We start from the raw sequence: 1,785 nt of genomic DNA, 5'->3' as shown, positions 1-1,785 counted from the left end.
CCGGCCAGACGCCGGAGCCGGGTGAGGCCTGGGCGAGCGCGACGTACTGCAGCGCGATCCCGGCGCCCGCGATGAAGCCGTCGAGGGAGGCCGGGGTGAAGGCGGCCGGCGTGGCCCCGGAGCCGTCACGCGAGACCAGCCAGAGTGCGGGCACGGCGGTCACGATGCCCAGCCAGGACAGGGACGACGGGCGGTCACCGAGGAGTGCGACACCCACGAGTACGGGCAGCGCGAGGCCTCCCACCGCGCTGACGGGCACCACGACGCTCATCGCCCCGCGGCTCAGCCCCCGGTAGAGGAAGATCATGCCGAGCCCTGTGCCCACGCCGGAGAGCGCGCCCCAGACCACGTCGGATGCGTCCGGGGAGGCGGCCGGGAGGAACAGGGCGGCGAGCAGCATGAGAGCGAGGCCGCCCGCCTGCCCGGCGAGAGCGACGTGAGTGAAGTCCGCACGCCGCGAGAGCAGGCCACCTGTGAAGTCGGCGATCCCGTAGCAGGCGGCCGACGCCAGCGCGAGGAGGGCGCCCATCAGCTGCCGGGCCGGGCGCCCTGTTCGTCCCGGTGGGCTTGCTCGTCGCGTTCGGCCTGTCCGACGGGACAGACTGCTCCTTCGTGGACGCAGGCTCCGCGATCGCACAGCCGGCACATGAGCTGAGCGTTGCCGACCTCGCTGTGGAGCCGGGCCAGCAGCTTGGCCAACAGTTCTGCCAACGCCTCCTGGTCCCTCTCGTCGAGCACTCCGATGATCTCCGTCAGAGGGGTGCCGCGTGCGTCCAGCAGGGTGCGAGCCGTACGCGCGCCCGTGACGGTCGGCGTCACGGACACCCAGCGCCCCACACCCTGCTTCCGCTCGGCCAGCCCTTCGCCTTCGAGCGAGTCGACCATGCGGGCGGCGGCGGACTGGGAGAGGCCGACGCGGCGGCCCAGTTCGGTGACGCTCAGGCCGGGAGAGGCGGCGAGCACCACGAGCGCGGCGGCGCCGCTGGCGCTGACCCCGGCCGCCTTGGTGGCGTTCGTGAGCGCCATGTCGGTCACGGCGAGCGCGGTGGCGCCCAGGAGGTTGGCCGTACGATCCATGTCATGCATGACTCATGCATATCGTCCCCGGGTGAGCGCGCACAACCCCGCGGCGCGAGGCCGGCGCCGAAGCCCACACCGCCAGGAGTTCGGGACAGCGCTGCGGCGAGGACGTGCTTGCCTAGGCCGATGTGCCGGCGCCGGCCTCCCCCGCCCGGACTCGGGGACGCCCATCGCTGAGCTCCTCGACGCCATCGGGCGAGGCCTCGATGACGGCACCGCCGTGATGGCCCCGGGAGTGCCCTCACCGTCGAGTTGGAGCTGACGGACCGCCGCAACTCCCGCTCGCCCGCGCGGACAACCCGTACGGCCGTGACCTCAACTCCGGTTGTCCGGCTGAGCATCCGCAGGGACGATCAGCGGCGCTTGCCCGGCTTCCGCCGGGGTGCCGCGCCGCCGCCCCGTCCCGCACGCTGGAGTTCGTCGAGGTCGCGGGCGGCCTGTTCCAGCAGCGTCCGCATGGCCGCCTCCGCCGCGTCCGGGTCGCCCGCGCGAACGGCCTCCAGCACGGCGCCGTGGTGAGGCACCGGGTCCATGGGCCGGTGGCCCGAGGCGTGGACCAGACGGTCCCGGAAGGCGAGGCCCGTGGAGATGACCGTCTCCATGCGATCGAGCATCTCGTTGTGCGATGCCGCGAGAAGGGCGCGGTGGAAGGAGAGGTCCGCCTCGACTGCTTCGGCGCCGCCGTCCGCGGCCCGTCCCATGGCA

The 1,785-nt window shown here is 73.4% G+C and carries 3 protein-coding genes; all 3 read right to left on the bottom strand.

From position 1 onward, the window contains the following. On the bottom strand, nucleotides 1-529 hold a 529-nt coding region (locus H5J26_RS30670), incomplete at its 3' end, for an EamA family transporter (protein ID WP_181769208.1). Further along, nucleotides 529-1,086, bottom strand: a complete 558-nt coding sequence (locus tag H5J26_RS30665) for a MarR family transcriptional regulator (protein ID WP_181769207.1) — start codon at nucleotides 1,084-1,086, stop codon at nucleotides 529-531. The genes H5J26_RS30670 and H5J26_RS30665, both read right to left, overlap by 1 nt. 347 nt (nucleotides 1,087-1,433) lie before the next feature. Beyond that, nucleotides 1,434-1,785, bottom strand: a 352-nt coding sequence (locus H5J26_RS30660) for a FadR/GntR family transcriptional regulator (RefSeq protein WP_181769206.1), incomplete at its 5' end; no start/stop codon positions are given.

The organism is Streptomyces albidus (ex Kaewkla and Franco 2022), assembly GCF_013870515.1.
Lineage (GTDB): Bacteria > Actinomycetota > Actinomycetes > Streptomycetales > Streptomycetaceae > Streptomyces > Streptomyces albidus.
This window is presented reverse-complemented; position numbering and strand designations above follow the sequence as displayed.

What these genes read in the sequence shown, in the direction of transcription:
- H5J26_RS30665 (WP_181769207.1), bottom strand. Translation starts at nt 1,086, where the DNA reads ATGCATGACATGGATCGTACGGCCAACCTCCTGGGCGCCACCGCGCTC.